Origin of the sequence: Azospirillum sp. A23, assembly GCF_042938965.1 — a bacterium.
GTDB lineage: Bacteria > Pseudomonadota > Alphaproteobacteria > Azospirillales > Azospirillaceae > Azospirillum > Azospirillum melinis.
On record NZ_CP170664.1, the window covers coordinates 270509 to 291335 of the forward strand.

The window sequence follows — 20827 nt, forward strand, 5'->3', positions numbered from 1 at the left end:
TTACATGACATGCCGCCGCTGCACCGCACCGCGAAGCGTGCTAAGAGCAGCGCCAAACCATTCCAGTCTACGCGAGTCACCGTCCCATGCTGCTGCGCGCATTCCGTTCGCTGATGCCGAAGGAGGAACGCTTCGTCGACCAGTTCGTCGAGCAGGCCCGCCATATCGTGGCAGCATCCATTGCGCTGGAAGCGGTGATGGATTCCGGACCGGACGACCGCGTGCAGAAGGTCGCCGCGCTGAAGCGGGTGGAGAAGGACGCCGACCGCATCGCCAAGGATGCCGGGCGCGACCTGCACCGCGCCTTCATCACCCCCTTCGACCGCTCGGACATCCTGTCGCTGATCAACGCGCTGGACGACGCCATCGACCTGATGGACGAGGTGCCGCGCCATGCCGGCCTCTATGGCATCGAGGCGTTCGACGAGCCGATGCGCCGCTTCGTCGCCCTGATCCGCCAGCAGGCCGACGTTCTGGTCGAACTGATGCCGCTCCTGGGCTCCATCGCCCGCAACGCCGAGCGGATCGACCATCTCTGCGGCCGGCTGTCCGACATCGAGGACGAGGCCGACGACATCCTGCGCAGCGCCTTGCAGTCGCTGATCGCGGAGAAGCCGGACATGATCGCCTTCCTCGGCCGGCGCGAGCTGTACGAGATGCTGGAGGCGGTGACCGACCGGTGCGACGACGTCGGCGACCTGGTCGCGGGCATCACGCTCGATCAGGTCTGAGGCGGTCCCGGTCATGGAGGCCCTGCAACTCGGCCTGCCGGCGATCGCCGTCATCGTTCTGGTGGCGCTCGCCTTCGACTTCATCAACGGCCTGCACGACGCGGCGAACTCCATCGCCACCGTGGTGTCGACCCGCGTGCTGTCGCCCAAGCTGGCCGTCCTGTGGGCGGCCTTCTTCAACTTCATCGCCTTCCTGTTCTTCGGCCTGCATGTCGCCACCACCATCGGCACCGGGCTGGTCGATCCGCTGGTGATGGACCCGGCGGTGATCCTGGCGGCGCTGATCGGCGCCATCGGCTGGAACCTGATCACCTGGTATCTCGGGCTGCCGTCCTCCTCCTCGCACGCGCTGGTCGGCGGCATCGCCGGGGCGGGCATCGCCAAGGCCGGCTTCGGCGCCATCATCGGCAGCGGCTTCACCAAGACGGCGGTCGCCATCGTGCTGTCGCCCGGCATCGGCCTCTTGCTGGCGCTGTTCCTGATGCTGGTGCTGTCCTGGGCGCTGCGCCGGGCCGCCCCCTTCGCGGTCGACCGCCAGTTCCGGCACTGGCAGCTCGTCTCGGCGGCGCTGTACAGCCTGGGCCATGGCGGCAACGACGCGCAGAAGACGATGGGCATCATCGCCGTCCTGCTGTTCAGCCAGGGCATGCTGGGCGATACCTTCCACGTCCCGTTCTGGGTCATCATCGCCTGCCAGCTGGCGATGGGGCTGGGCACCATGATGGGCGGCTGGCGCATCGTCCGCACCATGGGGTCGCGCATCACCGACCTGAAGCCCTACCAGGGCTTCTGCGCCGAGACGGCGGGCGCCATCACGCTGTTCGGCGCGACGTGGCTGGGCATCCCGGTTTCGACCACCCACACCATCACCGGCGCCATCGTCGGCGTCGGCTCCGCCCGCCGGACATCGGCGGTGCGCTGGGGTCTGGCGGGCCGAATCGTCTGGGCCTGGGTGCTGACGATTCCCGCATCCGGCATCGTCGCCTGGCTGTCCTACCTGCTGGTGGCGAGCGTCCTGCACCCGTAAGGGCCTTGATTTAGGGGGAGAACACCCTGTGAACGAGGGGGCGGATACCGGTACGATCGGATAAGCCCTTCGTGACGCAGCCCGCCCTTGACCCGCAAGGGCGGGAACGGCAGGATCGGTCCGGTGGAGACAGGATACCGGTCATGCCGCATATCGAACGCACCGACCAAGGTGAGCAGTATGTGCTTCCCGGCACCGAACGCCGGACGGTCCCAGGCTTGCCCTATGCGGCGGAAGCCGACGGCCAGCTGACCCTGCATTTCTACGCCCCACCCGAGAAGACAGAACGCCGCCCCCGCCCGACCTCGGCGCGCGCTCTCTCCTCCACGCCCCTGCCCATAGCGCCGCTGCCTGCCGGTCAGGCGGAACCGGCCGTGGCCGACGCCACGCCGCAAAGCCTGTTCGGCCGGCGTCTCGCCCATTTCCCAAGGGTGTTCGAGCAGCCCTGACCGGCTAGAGTGTGATCGGTTCAAGCGGAATCGCTTGAAGCGTGAATCACACGGAAAACCAAAAGCTTAGAGTCTGTCTGATGCTTCAATAAGCATCAGACAGACTCTGGAGGGCAGGCCTTCAGGCGGCGCCGGTGCGGCTGCGCCCGGCGGCCAGCGTGCGGGCGACCTGACGCAGCAGCAGGTCGCGCTCATAAGGCTTGCCGATGTGTCCGTTCATGCCGGCGTCGCGGCAGTCGCGCCGCTCCTCGTCCGACGAGCCGGCGGTCAGTGCCAGGATCGGCAGGTCGCCGTGCGGCGGCGGCATGGCACGGATGATCCGGCTCGCCTCCAGCCCGTCCATCTCCGGCATCTGCACGTCCATCAGCACGAGGTCATAGTCGCCGGCCTTCACCGCCTCCACCGCCGCGGCGCCATCGGCCACCAGATCGATGCGATAGCCGCTGTCCTTGAACAGCGCCGCCAGCAGTTCGCGGTTGATCGACAGATCCTCAGCGATCAGCAGGCGGGGCGGTCCGGCGGGGCGGGGAGTGGGCTGAACAGGGGGCGGGGCAGCGATTGCCTGGGCCGCCATCGCCTGGGCCTGGGGGGCCGCTCCCACCCGCCGGCCGGCGATGCGGGCAAGCTGCCGGCGCAGGTCCTCGATGGAGAAGGGCTTGGCGATCATCGCCACGTCGGGGCCGAATCCGGCAGGCGTGCCGACGGCATGGGCGGCGAAGCCGGAGGCCAGCAGAACCGGCAGGCCCGGGCGCATGCGGGCGGTGTGCCGCGCCAGCTCCGTCCCGTCCATACCCGGCGGCATGACGACGTCGCTGAGCAGCAGATCGAGCTTTTCCGGCCCGTCCAGCACCACCAGCGCTTCGTTGGCGTTGGTCGCCGCGATCACCCGATGGCCCCAGCCGCGCAGCAGCCCGGCCACCATGTCGCGCACCGTCGGGTCGTCGTCCACCAGCAGGATCGACAGCGGTCCGGACGGCGGCGGGGAAAGCGCAGGCGCCAAGGACTGGGCCGCAGGCTGTGCGGGGACGGTGAGGGATGGGCTGCCGGCTGGGCTGGTGGTGGCGGCCGGCCGGGCCGGCGGTGTCGCCGGCATGCCCGACGCCTCCGCCGGCATCAGGCGGTTCGCCGGCAGCCGCACCGTCACCGTGGTGCCGACGCCCAGCGTGCTGCGCAGCGCCAGCGTGCCGCCATGCAGTTCGACCAGCCGCTTGGTCAGCGGCAGGCCCAGCCCGGCGCCCTCGACCCCGCGGTGCTGGGCGCTCTCGACACGGGCGAAGGGCTCCAGCACGCGATCCAGATCCTCGGCCGGGATGCCCAGCCCGGTGTCGGTGATGCGGATCACCGGCGTGCCGTCCTCCAGCAGGGCGGACAGGGTCACCGATCCGCCCGAGGGCGTGTATTTCACCCCGTTGGCGATCAGGTTCAGCAGGATCTGGCGGATGCGGCGGTCGTCTCCGCGTAAGGCGCCCACCGCCGGCGCCACCACCGCCGACAGCAGCACGCCGGCGCGCTCCGCCCGCGGGGTCAGCATGCGGATGGCGAAATCCGCCGCGGCCTCCAGGTCGCAGTGCCCCTCCTCGATGGTCAGCGCCCCGGCCTCCGCCCGCGCATGGTCGAGGATCTCGTTGATCAGCTCCAGCACATGCTGGCCGCTGTCGCGGACGTTGGCGGCATATTGCCGGTAGGACGGGGTGCCGACCGGCCCCTCCGCCTCGCGGGCGATCAGGTCGGAGAAGCCGATGACGGCGTTCAGCGGCGTGCGCAGCTCGTGGCTCAGCCCGGCCAGGAACTCGCCCTTGGCCCGGTTGGCGGCCTCGGCGGCCTGCCGCGCGCTTTCCGCCATGTCGCGGGCATGGTTCAGCGCGGCGGCGAGCCGGGCGCTCTCGTCGCGTTCGGCGCTGGTCCGCTCCACCGCGTTCCGCGCCTCGGCCAGGGCCACCTGCGCCTTGCGCTCGCGGTCCAGATAGCGCATCCCCCAGGCCAGCATCCCGAGGACCGCCAGCAGGCCGACGAGGGTCTCCACCACCGTGTGCAGGGTGCGGGTGCGCCACACGGCCATCGCCTCTTCCCGGTCGATGCCGGCCAGCACCACCAGACCATAGTCGCGGACGGTCCGGTAGGCGGCGATGCGCAGCACCCCGTCCAGCGGCGACGTCGACAGCAGCTGCCCCTCCGGCGCCTCGCGCAGCCGGGACTGGAACAGCGGCGCGGCGGCGGCCGTGCGGCCGGCCGAGGCTTCGGGTTCCGGGCGGCGGGCGACCACCTCGCCGTTCGGCCGGTAGACGGCGATCAGCGGATCGAATTCGAAGCCCGGAATGCTGTAGAAGTCGGTCAGGTGGTTGACCCGGATCGACACGGATGCCACCCCGATGAAGCGCCCCTCATCGTCATGCAGCGGGCGGGAAACCGGAAAGACGAGCGGATAGGATCCGGTCCGGACCGGCTGCGCCGCGCCGATGTGCAGGCGCATCCCGCCGCGCAGGGCCTCCAGACCGCTCTGGTCGGCGAAATCGGCGATGCGGTTGGGGAAGCTGGCCGATTCGAGCACGGCCCGTCCGTCGGCGTCGTAAATCCAGATGGCGTCGGCGCCCTCGACCTGGGCGGCATATTCGCGCAGACGGCCCCAATATTTCAGATCGCGCAGCTTCTGCAGGCCACGGGCCTCCGCCACCATGGCCGCCGCCTGGTCGAGCGCCACGTCGGCTGTGCGCACCGTGCGGCGGACATGGTCGTCGACCAGCCGGGCCATGTCCTGCACCAGGGCGAAGCGGCGCTGCTGGGTGTCCTGGTAATCGTAATAGATCCTGTGGGCCGCGTTGCCCGCCAATGCGGCCAGCACGACGACCACCACCAGCGCGCCCCGTAGGAAGCGTCCCACAAATCCCCCTTTTGTGTGCCGATGCGCGATGCGGCCCGCCCGAAACTTCACATCCAAACTATCACGAATCCGATGGGACGGCTGCGCTATTCGACCGGGAGGGGGCTTGGGGTTTGTCCCGATGGCCGGACAGTTTCAGGGGGCTTGCGGGGCCGGAAACCTCCGCCGCAGTCTTTGAAAAATAGCGCCGCCCCCCATCTTGCGCGGCTTGCCCCATGGGCCCAGATGGGCAGGCGTCTGAACCATTGGGGAGGTCGAAAGATGGGTCTGTTCGATATGTTCAAGGGCAACGCGCCGCTGGAGATGAACCCGCGCCGTGCGCTGGTGGTGTCGCTGGTCTACTGCATGGGATCGGACGGCGAGATCGATCCGGAGGAGGTCGGCCATCTGGTCTCCGTCCTCGGCCGCCGCGCCTCGCGGGAGGAGCTGGACGGCTGCCTCAAATATGCGCGCAGCACCCCGCCGGACAGCTTCCTGGCCGAGGTCGCGCCGAAGCTGAACCAGCAGCAGCGGCTGTGCATCCTGCTGAACATGATCGACAGCGCCATGGCCGACGGCGAGGCGGAGCAGGGCGAGCGCGATCTGATCATCCGCTTCCAGCAGGCCTTCGGCTTCGACGACGCGAGCTTGCGCCCCTATTTCGAGGCGCTGACGGCGAAGAACGCCCGGTTCGTGCTGGACGCGTAACGGGGAGCGCCCCCTTCTTAGCTTTTCCGGGAAGGGGGCGACGTCCTTTACGGCCAGCCCGTTACAGCCAGTCGGGCACCCGCTCGGCCGCCAGCATCTCCTCCACCGTGGGGCGGGGGCGGATGACGGAGAAGCGGTCGCCGTTGACCAGCACCTCCGGCACCAGAGGCCGGGTGTTGTAGGTCGAGGCCATCACCGCGCCATAGGCGCCGGCCGACAGGAAGGCGACGAGGTCGTCGTCGGCCAGCGGCGGCAGCGGACGCTGCACGGCGAAGGTGTCGCCGCTCTCGCACACCGGGCCGACCACGTCGTAGGGCTCGACAGCGGCGCCGTCGGCCGGCTCCGCGACGGGCACGATGCCGTGCCAGGCGTCGTACAGCGACGGGCGGATCAGGTCGTTCATCGCCGCGTCGACGATGGCGAAGCGGCGGTGCAGCCCCTGCTTCACATAGATGACGCGGCTGACCAGGATGCCGGCATTGCCGACCAGCGAGCGGCCGGGCTCCAGCGTGATCCGGCAGCCGAGATTGCCGGTGATCGAGCGCACCATCGCGGCATAGTCGGCCAGATCGGGCGGCGCCTCGTTCTTGTAGGTGATGCCGAGCCCGCCGCCGAGATCCAGGCGCTGGATGTCGTGGCCATCCTCGCGCAGCTGGTGCAGCAGCGCCGCAACCCGCTCGTAGGCCGCCCGGAAGGGGGCGAGGTCGGTCAGCTGCGAGCCGATATGGACGGCGATGGCGACCGGCTTGATGCCCGGCAGGGCCGCCGCGCGGCGGTAGATCTCGCGCGCGTGGTCATAGTCGATGCCGAACTTGTTCTCTTTCTTGCCGGTGGCGATCTTGGCGTGGGTCTTGGCGTCGACGTCCGGGTTGACGCGGAAGGCGATGGGAGCCTCCACGCCCATGGACGAGGCGATCTGGCTCAGCGCCTCCAGCTCCGGCACCGATTCCACGTTGATCTGGTGGATGCCGGCCTCAAGGGCGGCGCGCAGGTCGTCACGGGTCTTGCCGACGCCGGAGAAGACGATGCGCTCCGGTGGGATGCCGCCGGCCAGCGCGCGCTTCATCTCGCCCACCGACACCACGTCGCCGCCGGCCCCCAGCTTAGCCAGCGTGCGGATGACGGCGAGGTTGGAGTTGGCCTTCAGCGCATAGCACACGCCGGCATCCTGTCCGGCGAAGGCGCCGGCATAGGCGTTGTAGTGCGATTCCAGCGCCGCGGTGGAATAGAGGTAGAAGGGGGTGCCCACCTCCCGCGCCACATCCTCCAGCGACACGGATTCGGCATGCAGCACGCCGTTGCGGTAGGCGAAGACGCTCATCGGGGAACCATTCGGCGAACCGGTGCGGGCGGTCATGGGAACTGGACTCCGGAACCGGCCGGCTTACCGGGCTTCGGGTCCAGCGAGGGGTTGGGATAGGTGCGGGGGAAGGGATCGACCTGCCCCTCCGGAACCGGGCTGTCGACGGCCTTCGGCTTCTTGCCGCAGCCGGCCAGCGCCAGGGCGCCGGCCAGTGCGAGGACGGTCAGGGTGACGGAGCGGGGAAGACGGCTGTTCACAGGAAACGCTCCCGGGCGGCCTTCACCGCCTCCTGCACGCGGACGGGGGCCGGGCCGCCGAAGCTGGTGCGGCTGTTCAGCGACGCCTCGATGCTCAGCGCCGGATAGACGGCTTCGGTGATGCGCGGCTCGATGGCCTGGAGTTCCGCCAGCGTCAGGTCGGTCAGGCCGACCCGCCGGTCCTCCGCCGCCTTCACGGCGCGGCCGGTGACGTGGTGCGCCTCGCGGAAGGGCATGTCCAGCTCCCGGACCAGCCAGTCGGCGAGGTCGGTGGCGTTCAGGAAGCCGCGGTCGGCCGCCTCGCGCATCGCCGGGACGTTGGGCTGCATGTCGCGCACCATGCCTTCCATGGCGGCGATGCAGAGCGCCAGCGTGTCGTCGGCCTCGAACACCGGCTCCTTGTCCTCCTGCATGTCCTTGGAATAGGCCAGCGGCAGGCCCTTCATGGCGATCAGCAGGCTGTTCAGCGAACCGATGACGCGGCCGGCCTTGGCGCGCACCAGCTCCGCCGCGTCGGGGTTCTTCTTCTGCGGCATGATCGACGAGCCGGTGGTGAAGGCGTCCGACAGCTTGATGAAGCGGAACTGGGCCGAGCACCAGATCACGATCTCTTCGGCGAAGCGCGACAGGTGCATGCCGCAGATCGACGCCGCCGACAGGTATTCCAGCGCGAAGTCGCGGTCGGACACCGCGTCCAGCGAGTTGGCGGTCGGCCGGTTGAAGCCCAGCGCCTCCGCCGTCATGAAGCGGTCGATGGGGTAGGGCGTGCCGGCCAGCGCCGCCGAACCCAGCGGGCATTCGTTCAGCCGGCAGCGGGCGTCGCGGAAGCGGCTGCGGTCGCGCCCGAACATCTCGACATAGGCCAGCAGGTGATGGGCGAAGCTGATCGGCTGCGCCGCCTGCAAATGGGTGAAGCCGGGCATCACCGTCCCGGTGTGCTGCTCCGCCAGGTCGATCAGCGCGGTCTGCAATGCGGTCAGGCCGGCGATGGTCCGGTCGATGGCGTCGCGCACCCACAGCTTGAAATCGGTCGCGACCTGGTCGTTGCGCGAGCGGCCGGTGTGCAGGCGCTTGGCCGGTTCGCCGATCAGTTCGGCCAGCCGGGCCTCCACATTCATGTGGATGTCCTCCAGCTCCACCTTGAAGGTGAAGCTGCCGGCGTCAATCTCTGCCTTTACGCGGTCGAGCCCGTCGATGATGGCGTCGGCGTCGGCCTGGGATATGATGCCCTGCTTGGCCAGCATCGCGGCATGGGCCTTCGACCCGGCGATGTCCTGGTCGGCGAGCCGCTTGTCGAAGCCGATGGAGGCGTTGATCTTCTCCATGATGGCGGCGGGACCGCGGGCGAATCGCCCGCCCCACATCTGGCTGGCGGCGGGGGCGGCAGAGCCCGTGGGGGCACCGGTCGGGGCGGCGGAAGTCGGCGTGGTCTGATCGGCGCTCATGGGGACGGATACCGGGGCATTCGGGTGAAGGGGAGCGAGGAAGCGTGAGTATGCGGACTTTGGCGGCTGTCGCAACGGTTTGTGTGTGCATGGCCGGGGCCGGCCTGTGGTGGAGCGCCGGCGCGGCGCCCAACCCCGGCGCCGCAGCGCCGGAGGTGGTGCGGCTGGGCGCGCCCGATGCCGGGTTGACGGCCACGCCCGTCGCCTCCACCGGTGCCGACAAGCTGGAGAAGTTCAAGGGGGCGGAGCCCAAGCCGATGCCGCCCTTGTCCTTCGTCGATGCCGAGGGGCGACGGGTCGATCTGGCCGATTTCAAGGACCGGGTGATCCTGCTGAACCTGTGGGCGACCTGGTGCGGGCCGTGCGTGAAGGAGATGCCGTCGCTCGACCGGCTCCAGGCCCAGCTGGGCGGCGATGCCTTCCAGGTGGTGGCGCTGTCGCTGGACCGCGGCGGGCGGACGGCGGTGGAGCCCTTCTACAAGAAGACGGGGGTGGAGCATCTGACGGTGTTCCTCGATCCGGGATCGGAGTCGATGAAGGCGCTGTCCCTGCGCGGCCTGCCCACCACCATCCTGGTCGATCCCGAGGGCCGTGAGCTTGGCCGCGTCGAGGGGGCGGTGGAGTGGGATTCGCCGGAGGTCGTCGCCTTCCTGCGCCAGTTTCTCGGCCGCGGCGGCGGCAATGGCAGCGGGCCGGCCCGCGACCGCGGCGTGATGAAGACCGGAGGCTGACGATGCGGTGGGCTTGGGGTAGAGTGGGGAGATAACTTTCCGTCTGTTTTGAGCCATGCAATGACGCAGTCCGCCACTTCCGGTCCCAAGCGCACCACCATCGGTCCCGGCATCGTGATGATGCGGCAGGGCGAGCGCGGCGACCGGGCATGGCTGATCGAGTCCGGGGAACTGGAAGTGCTGCTGACCGCCGCGGACGGCAGCATCCGGCGGCTGGGGGTGGTCGGCAAGGGGGCGGTGGTCGGCGAGATGGCGCTGATCGACGATGGCGAGCGCAGCGCCACCGTGCGGGCGCTGACCGAGGTGACGTGCGTCGAGGTGACGCGGGACGCCTTCCGCAGCCTGCTGAAGCGCAGCCCGCCGCTGGCCTCCTACCTGTTGCAGAGCCTGATCGCCGCCATTCGCCGCGACTACGGCCTGCCGCCGACCGAGCGGGTCGGCAACGCGGTGGATTTCCGCTCCACCAACTCGTTCCAGAAGGTGGTCGACCGCCGGATGATCCGCGAGGGGCATGTCTTCTTCAGCCCCAACGACCCGGTGAACGCCGCCTACCTGATCCAGTCCGGCCGCGTGGCTTTCCGCCCTGGCCGCGGCACGCTGGGCGAGGAGATCGCCAACTTCGGCCCGGGCAGCCTGTTCGGCGAGATCTATCTGCTGACCGGCCGCCCGCCCGACGTCACCGCCGTGGCGGTGAGCGGCGGGATCTGCGAGGTGATCGACAAGCGCAGCTTCGAGGACGCGGTGATGGCGATGCCGCCGATCCTGAAATCGCTGGCACGGATCTACATCGCGCAGCTGACGAAAAAAGCGCAATAGCGGCAGTTCCGTCGAGGACCGCTTTGCCGAGGTCCGGCACTGGACACTCCGTCTCAGGCGGCGGGCGTCGCCGGACACAGGATGCCGACCTCCGTGGAGTCTTACGGTGTCGGCAAGGCCCGATTGTGCGATGCGCGCAAAACCGGGATCAGGGAGTCCAGACCGGTGGCGCACCGATCACCGTACGGATGGCGCTGCTCACCACCCGGAATTTCGCGGAGGGTTGCGCCAAGGCGCGCAGCAGGTGGATGCCCGTGTCCGACATATTCCAAGATTCGGCTCCGGATTCGGCCCCGGATTCGGCGTCGAGAGTCAGCCGCAGGAGAGCGCCGGCACGAACGTCGCTCCCCACGACCCAATCCGGCAGAAAGGCGATGCCGATTCCGGACATGGCTGCGCCCCGCATCGCCTCGAAGTCGTCGCAGCGGAAGACCACGCCGGCATCCTGCCGATATCCCGCCGGATGGCCGAGCAGGTCCGACCAGCCGAGCAGATCGGCGCCATGCAGCTTGTCGATCAGCCGGTGACCGGCGAGCGAGGCGCGGTCGGCTGGCGCCCCGTTGCGCGACAGGTAGTCCGGCGAGGCGACGAGGAGCCTTTTCTGTCCGGCGAGACGGGTGGCGATGAGCGTGCTGTCCGCCAGCTCTCCGATGCGGATCACCGCGTCGAGACGTTCGAGGACCGGGTCCGCCAGGCGTTCGGTCAGATCGAGTTCGACGGTCAGCCGGGGATGGTCGCGCATCGCCGCCTCCACCGCGGGGATCACATAGCGCTTGCCGAAGGTGGGAAAGCAGGCCAGGCGGAAGACGCCGGTCACCGCGCCGTCGAAGGCGGCGATTTCCGCGTGGGTGTCGGCCAGATCGTCCAGAAGCCGTTGCGCGCGTTCGAAGAGCCGCTCACCGGCATCGGTCATCGCCAGTGCGCGCGTCGAGCGGACAAAGAGCGGCACGCCGACGCTGTGTTCCAGCGCGTCGATCTGGCGGGCGATGGCGGAGGGCGTCAGCCCGCGCCGCCGCGCCGCGTTGGAGAAGCTGCCGCCCCGGACCACGTCGACGAAGACCGTCAGGTGCTCTGCGAAGCGCGGATCCATCATCTTTGCGTTTCCGGCAAAAAGGTTTCGACATCTGCCTGCATTCTCGCACCTGCGGAGGCTGCGTAAGGTCCATTCCACGAGCCGGGCGCCGGAGCCTGACCGAAGCGAAATGGAGAGTACAATGAAAGTCCTGGATCGCATCCTGTCCCAATCCGCCTATTCGGCCGAGATCGACGTGCCGCTGGATCGGGTGGACATCGAGGAATGGCTGTTCTCCCTGCCGGAGGCCGAATATCAACGCTGCTGCGCACCCGACCATATCGCCGCCGGCATCACCACGACCGATGACGGCCGCCGGATGTCGATCAATGTCGAGATGATCGGTACAGGGCTCGTGGTCCAGCATTACGTGGCCGAGGAAGCCGGCCCGACCTATGTGCGGATGAATTCGATCTCGGACGTCTTCACGGCCAACGGCCGCACGCAGGTCAACGTCGTCTGGGAACTGATGGCCGAAGCCATCGAAAATGGCCGGACCCGCTACACGAACCGGGTGACCGCGCATCCCACGGATGCCTTCATGGATTTTCTGGAGGCGCATCAGCTGTCCTACGAAGCCGCTGCCGCCGCCCGTCAAGCCGCCGGTGGCGACCACAACCGGCGCGAGACGCCCCTTTTCGCGGCCAGCATCGCGCGTCGCGCCGAAGCGCGGGCGCTGGAGGGTGTGAAGTGAGAGCGGCGGTCTTCCAGGACTTCGGCGGGGCGGATGTTCTCCGTCTCGCCGAAGTGCCGGCCCCGGAGATCCGGCCGACGGATCTGTTGGTGCGGGTGCGTGCCGCCGGTGTGAACCGGGCCGATCTTCTGCAGCGGCAGGGGGCCTATGGAACGGAGAGTTACGGCGACAGCCCGCTTCTCGGGCTGGAACTGGCCGGCGAGGTCGTGGAGGTCGGCGGGGCGGTGACGGGGTTCCGCCGCGGCGACCTGGTGATGGCGATCACCGGTGGCGGCGCCTATGCGGAGGTCGCGCGAGTCGATCAGGCGCTGGCTGTCCGCATGCCCGAGCATCTCGGCTTTATCGAGGCGGCGGCAGTGATGGAATCCTTCGTCACCGCCTATGAGGTCGTTGGACATCTGGCGGGTCTCGGCACCGGGCAGACCGTGCTCGTCCACGCCGCGGCGGGTGGTGTCGGCTCCGCCATGGTGCAGGTCGCCCGCGCCTTGGGGGGCCGTGTTCTGGCGACGGCCGGTGCCGGTCGCCTCGGCGATGTCCTCTCGCTGGGTGCCGAGGCGGTCGTCGACTACCGGTCAGGGGATTTCGAGGCGGAGGCCCGGTGGTTCACGGCAGGCCGGGGTCTCGACGCGGTGGTCGATTTCATCGGCGGCGGCACGCTCGCCGGCAACCTGCGCAGCCTGCGGCCGGGCGGGATCCTGGTGCAGGTCGGGCTGATGGGAGGCGGAGGCGATGCGCCAATTCCTCTCGGCCTGCTTCTTCACAACCATCTGCGGCTGGTGGGAACGGTGATGAAGTCGCGGCAGCCGAATGAGAAGCGCGCGATGGTTCAGCGCTTTGCCGACCGTATGCTGCCGCTCGTCGCCTCCGGCACCCTGCGCGCCGTGGTTTCGCAGGTATTTCCCCTGGCAGACGTCGTGCAGGCGCACGAGGCGATGGAGCGCGGCGGCGGTTTCGGAAAGATTGTGCTCACATTGCCTTGAGGAGGGCCTGCACAGGCGCACCTCCTCCAGTATTGACAGTCGATATTGGTCGCGATTCGTCAGGCCGGATCGATCACGATCACCCGGAAGTCGTTCACGTTGGTCCGCGTCGGGCCGGTGACGACCAGATCGCCGAGCGCCTTGAAGAAGCTGTAGCCGTCGTTGTTGGCGAGGAAGGCCTTGGCGTCCAGCCCCATCGCCTCGGCGCGGGCCAGCGTGTCGGGGCGCAGGACGGCGCCGGCATTGTCCTCCGTCCCGTCGATGCCGTCGGTGTCGAAGGCGGCGGCCCGGATGCCGGGATGGCCGTCGAGCGCCACCGCCAGCGCCAGCAGGAATTCGACGTTGCGGCCGCCGCGGCCCTGGCCGCGCACCGTCACCGTGGTCTCGCCGCCGGACAGGATCACGGCGGGAACCGGGGCCGGCTGGCCGTGGCGGGCGACCTGCCGGGCGATGCCGGCATGGACCTTGGCGACTTCGCGCGATTCGCCCTCGATGGCGTCGCCCAGGATGACCGGGGTGTAGCCGCGGTCTCGGGCCAGCGCCGCCGCTGCCTCCAGCGCGTCCTGCGGGGTGGCGATGATGGTGGTCTCGGCACCGGCCAGACGCGGGTCGCCGGGCTTCGGCGTTTCGTCCTCGGCGGCCTCCAGGAAGGCGGCGACGGCCGGCGGCGGGGTGATGCCGTATTTCGCCAGGATGGCGCGGGCATCGGCGAAGCTGGTCGGGTCGGGCACGGTCGGGCCGCTGGCGATCACCGACGGATCGTCGCCCGGCACGTCGGAGACCAGAAGCGACACGACGCGGGCCGGGTGGGCCATGGCGGCGAGCCGGCCGCCCTTCACCGCCGACAGATGCTTGCGCACGCAGTTCATCTCGCCGATGTCGGCGCCGCTCTTCAGCAGAGCCTTGGCGACGGCGCGCTTGTCCTCCAGCGTGATGCCGGGAGCCGGCAGCGCCAGCAGGGCGGAGCCGCCGCCCGAGATCAGGCAGAGCACGAGGTCGTCGGCGGTCAGCCCCTGCACCATGTCGACGATGCGGCGCGCCGCCTCCTGCCCCGCGGCGTCGGGCACCGGGTGGCTGGCCTGCACCACCTCGATCCGTTCGGTCGGCAGATCATGGTCGTAGCGGGTGACGACCAGCCCGGTCAGCGGCCCCAGCCAGTGGTTCTCCACCGTCTTCGCCATCGCCGCCGCCGCCTTGCCGGCGCCGATGACCACCGTGCGGCCCTTCGGGGGCTGCGGCAGGGCCGCCGGCAGCCGGGTCTCGGCGGTCACCGCGGTGAGCGCCGCCTGGAACAGGTCGTGGAGCAGGGCGTCGGCAGTTGGGGCGGCAGTGGGGGCGGTGGCGGTCATGGTCGCTCGGGCGTCGTGGATGGCGGGGCGCTTAGAATGCACGCGAATGGTTGGCAGGCCAATGGTTTGGGTGGGGCGCCATCGGCGGCATCGTCCGCCGGCGGCGCCCCCGAGCCCTTACTTCGACCCGACTTCGTGCCCGGCCAACAGTTCCAGCGCGCGGAGCATGCCGGAATGGTCCCAGGCCGCCCCGCCCTGCGCGGCGCAGGCGTTGAACAGCTGCTGGCAGCTGGCGGTGTGCGGCAGCGACAGGTTCAGCGCCTTGGCGCCGCTCAGCGCCAGGTTCAGATCCTTCTGGTGCAGCTCGATGCGGAAGCCGGGGGTGAAGTTGCGGTTGATCATCCGCTCGCCATGGACCTCCAGGATGCGCGAGGAGGCGAAGCCGCCCATCAGCGCCTGACGGACCTTGGCCGGGTCGGCGCCGGCCTTGGAGGCGAACAGCAGGGCTTCGGCCACCGCCTCGATGGTCAGCGCGACGATGATCTGGTTGGCGACCTTGGTGGTCTGGCCGTCGCCGTTGCCGCCGACCAGCGTGATGTTCTTGCCCATCTTCTCGAACAGCGGCTTGACCGTGTCGAAGGCCTCCTGCGGGCCGCCGACCATGATGGTCAGCGAGGCGGCCTTGGCCCCGACCTCGCCGCCCGACACCGGCGCGTCGAGGTAGGAGCAGCCGAGATCGTTGATGCGCTTGGCGTATTCCTTGGTCTCGATGGGGGAGATCGAGGACATGTCGACCACGATCTTGCCCGCCGACAGGCCGGCGGCAACGCCGTTTTCGCTGAACAGGGCGGCGCCGACATGGGGGGTGTCCGGCACCATGGTGATGATGACCTCGGCCGCCGCCGCGACCTCCGCGCCGCTCGGGCAGGGGATGGCGCCCTTGGTCGTAAGCTCGGCCGGGACCGGCTTGATGTCGTGGACATAGAGCGTGTGACCGGCGTCCAGCAGATGCCCCGCCATCGGGGTGCCCATGATGCCGAGACCGATGAAACCGACCTTCATGACGATAGTCCTTCTCTTTGAATGGATGGGGGCGTCTCAGGCGTGCGCCGGTTCGGTCTTGTAGGGGGCGAACCAGCCGAGCCCCTCGTCCGTCGTCGTCTTCGGCTTGTATTCGCAGCCGACCCAGCCGCTGTAGCCGATGGCGTCCAGATGCTTGAACAGGAAGGGATAATTGATCTCGCCGGTGCCCGGTTCGAAGCGGCCGGGGTTGTCGGCCAGCTGGACATGGGCGATGCGGGCGAGGTTGGCCTCGATGGTGCGGGCCAGATCGCCTTCCATGATCTGCATGTGGTAGATGTCGTACTGCACGAAGAGATTGTCGGAGCCGACCTTGGCGATCAGGTCCAGCGCCTGCTTCGTGCGGGTCAGGTAGAAGCCGGGGATGTCGCGGGTGTTGATCGGCTCGACCAGCAGCCTGATCCCGGCGCCGGCCAGCGCGTCGGCGGCATAGGCGAGGTTGGCGGTCAGCGTGCTTTCCGCCGTGGCGGCATCGGCACCTTGCGGCAGGATGCCGACGAGGCAGTTGACCTGTTTGCAGCCCAGCGTGCCGGCATAGTCGATGGCGCGGGCGACGCCGTCGCGGAATTCCTGCACGCGGTCGGGCAGGATGGCGATGCCGCGCTCGCCGCCACCCCAGTTGCCGGCCGGCAGATTGTGCAGGACCTGGGTCAGGCCATGCTGGCGCAGCTTCTCCGCCAGCGCGTCGGCGGCGAAATCATAGGGAAACAGATACTCGACCCCACGGAAGCCGGCATCGGCCGCCGCGGCGAATCGGTCGAGGAAGGGATGCTCGTTGTAGAGCATCGTCAGGTTGGCGGCGAACTGCACCATGACCGAACTCCCGGTTACGCAAATCGGCCGCCGGGGATGGAGGGGCGGCCCTTGGGTTGGGAGCTTGACCGCCGCGCAGGCCCTTGAGCCAGTTCGCCGAACGGCTTTTTCACACAGCGGAAAGCGGGGTGCGCGAACGATCGGGGCTCGATCGGCCTTCCAGGGGCGCTGGCGGATGCCGCGGAACCTGATTGACGCATACGTCACCCTGAATTAGGATTTGCGCCACCAATCATCAGCCTGCCCAGCGCCGCCAGAAGCGCGGGTTCGATAACCGGAGGACGCGTCCCGTGACCATGCCCGGCTCCCAGCCCTACCCGCATCTGCTGGCCCCGCTCGATCTCGGCTTCACGGTGCTGAAGAACCGGGTGCTGATGGGGTCGATGCACACCGGGCTTGAGGACCGGCGCCGCCATTTCCCGCGGCTGGCCGCCTATTTCGCCGAGCGGGCGCGTGGCGGGGTCGGGCTGATGGTTACCGGCGGCTTCTCGCCCAATGTGGAGGGCTGGCTGTCGCCCTTCGGCTCCACCCTGGCGCGGCATGGCGCGGCACGGGCGCATCGGGTCATCACCGACGCCGTGCATGCCGAAGACGGCAAGATCGCGCTGCAGATCCTGCATGCCGGCCGCTACGCCTACAGCCCGCTGTCGGTGGCGCCGTCGCGCATCAAGTCGCCGATCACCCCCTTCACCCCGCGTGCCCTGACCGCACGGGGGGTGGAGCGCCAGATCCGCGCCTATGTCCGCTGCGCCGAACTGGCGCGCGAGGCCGGCTATGACGGGGTCGAGGTGATGGGGTCGGAAGGCTACCTGATCAACCAGTTCCTGGTGACCCACACCAACCGGCGCACCGACAAATGGGGCGGGCCTTACGAGAACCGCATGCGCTTTCCGGTGGAGATCGTGTCGCGCATGCGCGAGGCGGTCGGGCGCGATTTCGTCATCATCTACCGCCTGTCGATGCTGGACCTGATCCCCGACGGCAGCACATGGGAAGAGGTCGTGCAGCTGGCCCAGGCCATCGAGCAGGCGGGGGCCACCATCATCAACACCGGCATCGGCTGGCACGAGGCGCGGGTGCCGACCATCGCCACCAGCGTGCCGCGCGCCAACTTCGCCTGGGTGACGGGCAAGCTGAAAGAGGCGGTGTCGATCCCGCTCTGCACCACCAACCGCATCAACACGCCGGAGGTCGGCGACGCGGTGATCGGCGAGGGGCTGGCCGACATGGTGTCGATGGCGCGGCCCTTCCTGGCCGACCCGGACTTCGTCGCCAAGGCGGCGGCGGGCAGGGCGGCGGCGATCAACACCTGCATCGCCTGCAACCAGGCCTGCCTGGACCACATCTTCTCCGGCAAGACGGCGAGCTGTCTGGTCAACCCGCGCGCCTGCCACGAGACGGAACTGACGATTGCGCCGGCCATCAAGCGCAAGCGCGTCGCCGTGGTCGGCGCCGGGCCGGCTGGCCTCGCCTGCGCCACCACCGCTGCGGAGCGCGGGCACGAGGTGCATCTGTTCGACGCGGCCGACGAAATCGGCGGCCAGTTCAACATGGCAAAGCTGGTCCCCGGCAAGGAGGAGTTCCACGAGACGCTGCGCTATTTCCGCCACCGGCTGGCGGAGACCGGGGTGGCGCTGCATCTGGGGCGGCGGGTGAGCGCCGATGAGCTGGCCGGCGCCGGATACGACGAGGTGGTGCTGGCGACCGGAGTGGTTCCACGCGACCCGAAGATCCCCGGTCAGGACCATCCCAAGGTGCTGACCTACATCGACGTGCTGCGCGGTGCCAAGCCGGTCGGCCGGCGCGTTGCCGTGGTGGGCGCCGGCGGCATCGGCTTCGACGTCAGCGAATTTCTGGTCCAGGAAGCGCCGTCGCCCAGCCTGGACCCGGCGCTGTGGCGGGCCGAATGGGGCGTCGCCGATCCCGCCGAGGCGCGCGGCGGCGTCGCCGGCATCCGCCCGCACCTGACGCCACCCGCCCGCGAGGTCGTGCTGCTCCAGCGCAAGGCGAGCAAGCCCGGCGCGGGGCTGGGCAAGACCACCGGCTGGATCCACCGGGCTCAGCTGAAGATGAAGAACATCCAGGCGCTGTCCGGCGTGAATTACGAGCGCATCGACGACGAGGGGCTGACCGTCAGCTTCGGCGAGAAGCGCGAGCGGGTGCAGACGCTCGCGGTGGACAGCATCGTCCTGTGCACGGGGCAGGAGCCGTTGCGCGAGCTGCACGCCCCGCTGGAGGCCGCCGGCATCGCCGTCCACCTGATCGGCGGTGCCGACGTCGCGGCCGAACTGGACGCCAAGCGCGCCATCGCCCAGGGCACCAGGCTGGCGGCGGGGCTGTAGGGGAGCGGCTCGAACCTGTTCGACCGTCATCCCTGCGAAGGGGGATTTGCCGCTGCCCTCTCATGCGTCAGCAGCCAGCGCTTGCGCTCCACCCCGCCGCCATAGCCGGTCAGCGTTCCATCCGATCCGATCACCCGGTGACAGGGCACCACGATGCCGACCGGGTTGGCGCCGTTGGCATGTCCCGCCGCCCGCACCGCCGCCGGACGCCCGGCCAGCGCCGCCAGCTCGCGGTAGCTGACGGTGCCGCCGCAGGGAATCCCGCGCAGCGCCGCCCACACCGCGCGCTGGAACGGTGTCCCGCCGGTGCGCACCGGCAGCCGGTCGATGACGGAAAGCTCGCCCGCGAAATAGGCATCCATCGCCCGCGTCAGCCCGCCTGGATCGCCGGCCGGCCGCAGCTCGTAGCCGCCGGGATGGTGCAGGCGCAGCAGCCGGTGCAGCCGGTCCTCATGGTCGGTCCAGTCGATGGCGCGCAGGGCGCCGTCCCCGTCCGCCACCACGATCAACTCGCCGATGGGCGTCGCGGTGCGGTCGATCAGCAGACTTGAGAAAGTGGACATGGCGGCACCTCCTATCTCGCTTGCACAGGTGCGCTGCCGAAATTGAAGGCAGAGCCCCGGCGATGCAACCCTTTGATACAGCGTAATTTCCTGATTCTGCGTTTGCGAATTCCCATGCGTTTCTTGCGTATCGCCGCCAAAAGAGGCGCCAAAAGGCTGAGTTGCGTGCAATCCGCATGGCTGGCATGATGAAGCCATGCCTGTCCATACCGTCAGTTTTTGACCGAACAGTCAGCTTTTCCGCCGCCCGTCTCCGTTGGCAGTGCTGGTTGGTTCTCTTGGCACGCGGGTTGCTGATGCTTCGGTAGACACGCCGCTCTGCGACCGAAGGGAAGCCATCCGCCATGACCCTGATCGCTACGCTTGCCATCACCGGAGACAATTCGGCTTCGCCCTACACCGACCTGACCCCGGCGATGACGCCGGTGCAGGCGCTGGCCGAGTCGAACCGCTGCCTGTTCTGCTACGACGCTCCCTGCATCAAGGCCTGCCCGACCGGGATCGATATCCCGGCCTTCATCCGCTCAATCGCCACCGGCAACCTGAAGGGCGCCGCGACGACGATCCTGTCGGAGAACATCATGGGCGGCACCTGCGGCCGCGTCTGCCCGACCGAGACGCTGTGCGAGCAGGCTTGCGTCCGCAACCGGGCGGAGGATCGCCCCGTCGCCATCGGCCGGCTGCAACGCCACGCCACCGACCGGCTGATCGACGGCGAGCCGGCCCACCCCTTCCCGCGCGCCGCCGCCACCGGAAAGCGCGTCGCCGTGGTCGGTGCCGGTCCGGCCGGCCTGTCCTGCGCCCACCGCCTCGCCACGCTCGGCCATGAGGTCACGGTGTTCGAGGCCAAGGCGAAGTCCGGCGGCCTCAACGAATATGGCCTCGCCCCCTACAAGATGGCTGACGATTTCGCCCAGCGCGAGGTTGCCTTCATCCTCGGCGTCGGCGGCATCAGTGTGGAGCATAGCCGCAGGCTGGGCGCCGACCTGTCGCTCGACAGCCTGCGCGCCGACTTCGACGCCGTCTTCCTCGGCGTCGGCCTGGGGTCCAACAACCGCCTCGGCATCCCCGGCGAGGAGCGTGCGGGCGTCGAGGACGCCACCGCCTTCATCGAGCGGGTGCGCCAAGCCCCGCCCGGCCAGCCGCCGGCAGTGGGGCGCAGCGTCGTGGTGATCGGCGGCGGCAACACCGCGGTGGACGCCGCCATCCAGGCCAAGCGCCTGGGTGCGGAGGACGTCACCCTGGTCTACCGCCGCGGCCGGGCCCAGATGGGCGCCACCGGCTGGGAGCAGGAGCTGGCCCAGACCGAGGGCGTCGTGCTGAAGACCTTCGCCGCGCCTTCGGTGATCGGCGACACCGACATCACCTTCGAACGCACGCGCTTGAACGACGGCAAGCTGTCCGGCACCGGCGAGACCTTCACCCTCCAGGCCGACATGGTGCTGAAGGCGGTCGGGCAGAAACTGTCGGCCGACGCCCTGTCCGGCCTTGAGGTCACCGGCGGCAAGATCGCCATCGACAGCGCCTATCGCACGACGCTTGCCAAGGTCTGGGCCGGCGGCGACTGCGTCGCCACGGGCGAGGACCTGACGGTCCAGTCCGTGCAGGACGGCAAGCTCGCCGCCCTCGCCATCCACAGCCACCTGACCGCCTGAGGAAAGGGAGCCACA

19 protein-coding genes are annotated in these 20827 nt (G+C 69.2%); 10 read left to right on the forward strand and 9 right to left on the reverse strand.

From position 1 onward, the window contains the following. The first annotated feature begins 86 nt into the window (after positions 1 to 86). From ABNQ40_RS06620 to ABNQ40_RS06630, 3 genes are all read left to right on the forward strand, one after another. The gene (locus ABNQ40_RS06620) at positions 87 to 731 is read left to right on the forward strand and encodes a DUF47 domain-containing protein (protein ID WP_109048552.1); all 645 of its coding nucleotides are present in this window, start codon (positions 87 to 89) and stop codon (positions 729 to 731) included. 13 nt (positions 732 to 744) lie between these two features. Continuing rightward, positions 745 to 1758: an inorganic phosphate transporter gene (locus ABNQ40_RS06625; RefSeq protein WP_098735903.1), complete on the forward strand. Its 1014-nt coding sequence runs from the start codon at positions 745 to 747 to the stop codon at positions 1756 to 1758. 143 nt (positions 1759 to 1901) lie between these two features. Continuing rightward, complete coding sequence (locus ABNQ40_RS06630; protein ID WP_109048553.1) at positions 1902 to 2207, forward strand: hypothetical protein; 306 nt, start codon at positions 1902 to 1904, stop codon at positions 2205 to 2207. Positions 2208 to 2328: 121 nt separating this feature from the next. Here ABNQ40_RS06630 and ABNQ40_RS06635 read toward each other — a convergent pair whose 3' ends face one another. Beyond that, positions 2329 to 5085, reverse strand: a complete 2757-nt coding sequence (locus ABNQ40_RS06635; protein ID WP_109048554.1) for a response regulator — start codon at positions 5083 to 5085, stop codon at positions 2329 to 2331. A gap of 261 nt (positions 5086 to 5346) precedes the next feature. On the opposite strand from ABNQ40_RS06635, the gene ABNQ40_RS06640 reads away from it, so the two are divergent. Continuing rightward, positions 5347 to 5772, forward strand: a complete 426-nt coding sequence (locus tag ABNQ40_RS06640; protein WP_174474902.1) for a TerB family tellurite resistance protein — start codon at positions 5347 to 5349, stop codon at positions 5770 to 5772. Between the two features lie 61 nt (positions 5773 to 5833). Here ABNQ40_RS06640 and lysA read toward each other — a convergent pair whose 3' ends face one another. From lysA to argH, 3 genes are read right to left on the reverse strand one after another with little or no spacing between them, the layout of a single operon-like run. Beyond that, positions 5834 to 7093 carry a diaminopimelate decarboxylase gene (gene lysA, locus ABNQ40_RS06645; RefSeq protein ID WP_109490782.1) on the reverse strand — a complete coding sequence of 420 codons (1260 nt, stop codon included), beginning with the start codon at positions 7091 to 7093 and terminating at the stop codon, positions 5834 to 5836. Positions 7094 to 7125: 32 nt separating this feature from the next. Beyond that, the gene (locus ABNQ40_RS06650) at positions 7126 to 7332 is read right to left on the reverse strand and encodes a hypothetical protein (RefSeq protein WP_109048555.1); all 207 of its coding nucleotides are present in this window, start codon (positions 7330 to 7332) and stop codon (positions 7126 to 7128) included. Then, the gene (argH, locus tag ABNQ40_RS06655) at positions 7329 to 8777 is read right to left on the reverse strand and encodes an argininosuccinate lyase (protein ID WP_109048556.1); all 1449 of its coding nucleotides are present in this window, start codon (positions 8775 to 8777) and stop codon (positions 7329 to 7331) included. The genes ABNQ40_RS06650 and argH overlap by 4 nt, the downstream gene beginning before the upstream one ends. 89 nt (positions 8778 to 8866) lie before the next feature. Between argH and ABNQ40_RS06660 the strand changes: the two genes are divergently transcribed. Continuing rightward, positions 8867 to 9508, forward strand: a complete 642-nt coding sequence (locus ABNQ40_RS06660) for a TlpA disulfide reductase family protein (RefSeq protein WP_247879636.1) — start codon at positions 8867 to 8869, stop codon at positions 9506 to 9508. Between the two features lie 60 nt (positions 9509 to 9568). After that, positions 9569 to 10324 carry a cyclic nucleotide-binding domain-containing protein gene (locus ABNQ40_RS06665; RefSeq protein WP_109048558.1) on the forward strand — a complete coding sequence of 252 codons (756 nt, stop codon included), beginning with the start codon at positions 9569 to 9571 and terminating at the stop codon, positions 10322 to 10324. Between the two features lie 148 nt (positions 10325 to 10472). On the opposite strand, the gene ABNQ40_RS06670 is transcribed toward ABNQ40_RS06665, so the two are convergent. Continuing rightward, positions 10473 to 11417, reverse strand: a complete 945-nt coding sequence (locus ABNQ40_RS06670) for a LysR family transcriptional regulator (protein ID WP_109048559.1) — start codon at positions 11415 to 11417, stop codon at positions 10473 to 10475. 121 nt (positions 11418 to 11538) lie between these two features. Here ABNQ40_RS06670 and ABNQ40_RS06675 point away from each other — a divergent pair, with 121 nt between their 5' ends. Both ABNQ40_RS06675 and ABNQ40_RS06680 read left to right on the forward strand, forming a co-directional pair. Beyond that, entirely contained in the window at positions 11539 to 12090 is a 552-nt protein-coding gene (locus tag ABNQ40_RS06675; protein ID WP_109048560.1) for a hypothetical protein, read from the forward strand. Continuing rightward, complete coding sequence (locus ABNQ40_RS06680; RefSeq protein ID WP_109048561.1) at positions 12087 to 13070, forward strand: NAD(P)H-quinone oxidoreductase; 984 nt, start codon at positions 12087 to 12089, stop codon at positions 13068 to 13070. Before ABNQ40_RS06675 ends, ABNQ40_RS06680 begins: the two co-directional genes overlap by 4 nt. 59 nt (positions 13071 to 13129) lie before the next feature. On the opposite strand, the gene ABNQ40_RS06685 is transcribed toward ABNQ40_RS06680, so the two are convergent. The 3 genes from ABNQ40_RS06685 to hyi form a co-directional block, all read right to left on the reverse strand. Continuing rightward, positions 13130 to 14419: a glycerate kinase gene (locus tag ABNQ40_RS06685; protein ID WP_109048562.1), complete on the reverse strand. Its 1290-nt coding sequence runs from the start codon at positions 14417 to 14419 to the stop codon at positions 13130 to 13132. A gap of 117 nt (positions 14420 to 14536) precedes the next feature. Further along, entirely contained in the window at positions 14537 to 15421 is an 885-nt protein-coding gene (glxR, locus tag ABNQ40_RS06690; RefSeq protein WP_109048563.1) for a 2-hydroxy-3-oxopropionate reductase, read from the reverse strand. Between the two features lie 36 nt (positions 15422 to 15457). Further along, positions 15458 to 16252: a hydroxypyruvate isomerase gene (gene hyi, locus ABNQ40_RS06695; RefSeq protein WP_109048564.1), complete on the reverse strand. Its 795-nt coding sequence runs from the start codon at positions 16250 to 16252 to the stop codon at positions 15458 to 15460. Positions 16253 to 16548: 296 nt separating this feature from the next. On the opposite strand from hyi, the gene ABNQ40_RS06700 reads away from it, so the two are divergent. After that, positions 16549 to 18594 carry an NADPH-dependent 2,4-dienoyl-CoA reductase gene (locus ABNQ40_RS06700; RefSeq protein WP_109490783.1) on the forward strand — a complete coding sequence of 682 codons (2046 nt, stop codon included), beginning with the start codon at positions 16549 to 16551 and terminating at the stop codon, positions 18592 to 18594. 26 nt (positions 18595 to 18620) lie between these two features. Here ABNQ40_RS06700 and ogt read toward each other — a convergent pair whose 3' ends face one another. After that, positions 18621 to 19157, reverse strand: coding sequence for a methylated-DNA--[protein]-cysteine S-methyltransferase (ogt, locus tag ABNQ40_RS06705; protein WP_109048565.1), 537 nt, complete (start codon positions 19155 to 19157; stop codon positions 18621 to 18623). 344 nt (positions 19158 to 19501) lie between these two features. Between ogt and ABNQ40_RS06710 the strand changes: the two genes are divergently transcribed. Further along, the gene (locus ABNQ40_RS06710) at positions 19502 to 20812 is read left to right on the forward strand and encodes an NAD(P)-dependent oxidoreductase (RefSeq protein WP_109048566.1); all 1311 of its coding nucleotides are present in this window, start codon (positions 19502 to 19504) and stop codon (positions 20810 to 20812) included. Positions 20813 to 20827 lie beyond the last annotated feature (15 nt).